Origin of the sequence: Specibacter sp. AOP5-B1-6 (assembly GCF_052376555.1) — a bacterium.
Taxonomy (GTDB): domain Bacteria; phylum Actinomycetota; class Actinomycetes; order Actinomycetales; family Micrococcaceae; genus Specibacter.
Genome location: NZ_JBQSVT010000104.1, coordinates 1 through 1435 on the forward strand (window position 1 = coordinate 1; position 1435 = coordinate 1435).

1 protein-coding gene is annotated in these 1435 nt (G+C 63.6%); it reads left to right on the plus strand.

Annotated elements, in window-relative coordinates; translation table 11 throughout:
- Nucleotides 1-84 precede the first annotated feature (84 nt).
- A complete protein-coding gene (gene glyA, locus ACT3TS_RS19635) occupies nucleotides 85-1410 on the plus strand; it encodes a serine hydroxymethyltransferase (protein WP_444533211.1) in 1326 nt (441 codons plus the stop codon).
- The last annotated feature ends 25 nt before the right edge of the window (nucleotides 1411-1435 follow it).

A 1435-nucleotide genomic window follows, 5' to 3' on the forward strand; every position in this document is an offset into this window, starting at 1 on the left:
CTATTGACGTACGTCACATCCATCCCTAATGTTGCATTCACCGCAACTCAGTTGCATACAAAGCGACATTACGAAGGAATAACGATGACGTTCACCCTTGACGAAACCCTGGCAGGCGCCGACGCCGAAGTTGCTGCTGCCATCACGGCCGAACTTCTGCGCCAGCAGTCGACGCTTGAGATGATCGCCTCCGAGAACTTTGCACCCATCGCAGTCATGGAAGCCCAAGGCTCGGTGTTGACCAACAAATATGCTGAGGGCCTCCCGGGCAAGCGGTACTATGGCGGCTGCGAGCACGTTGACGTGATTGAGCAGCTGGCCATCGACAGGGTCAAGGCCCTGTTTGGTGCCGAGGCCGCCAACGTCCAGCCACACTCCGGCGCTCAGGCCAACGCTGCCGCCATGTTCGCACTGTTGGACCCGGGCGACACCATCATGGGACTGGACCTGGCCCATGGCGGGCACCTGACCCACGGGATGCGCATCAACTTCTCCGGCAAGCTGTACAACGTGGTCCCGTACCATGTTCGCGAGTCCGACATGACGGTGGACATGGCCGAAGTTGAGGCGCTGGCGCTGGAGCATCGGCCCAAGTTGATCGTGGCCGGCTGGTCAGCCTACACACGCCAACTCGACTTTGCCGAGTTCCGCCGCATCGCGGATCTGGTGGGCGCCTACCTGATGGTGGACATGGCCCACTTTGCCGGGCTCGTGGCCGCCGGCCTGCACCCGAACCCGGTGCCGCACGCCGATGTCGTCACCACCACCACGCACAAGACCCTGGGCGGACCGCGTGGGGGTGTCATCCTCAGCAAGGAATCGCTGGTACGGAAGATCAACTCCGCGGTGTTCCCGGGCCAGCAGGGAGGGCCGCTGGAACATGTGATCGCGGCGAAGGCCGTGTCCTTCAAGATCGCCGCCTCCGAGACCTTCAAGAACCGCCAGGCACGCACTCTGGAGGGCGCTAAAATTCTCGCTGAGCGCCTGCTCGCTCCCGATGTTGCCGAGTATGGAATCTCCGTGGTGGGCGGTGGCACCGACGTGCACCTGGTCCTGGTGGATCTGCGCAACTCCGAACTGGATGGGCAGCAGGGTGAGGACAGATTGCACCGGATCGGCATCACCGTCAACCGCAACGCGGTCCCCTTTGACCCCCGCCCGCCCATGGTCTCCTCCGGGCTGCGCATCGGCACCCCGGCCCTGGCCACCCGCGGCTTCGGCCCGGCCGAATTCACCGAGGTTGCCGACATCATCGCCGAAGCCATCAAGGGCGAGCTCAGTGAAGAGTCCGCCGTGTTGCTTCGCGACCGCGTCACCATCCTGGCCGAAAAATTTCCGCTGTACCCGCACCTCTCCGGCGCGGCACTTACCAATGCCGCCGGAACCACCCCGAATGGAGTCGCACAGTGAGCGCCGACCACCTTCCGGAGCACCC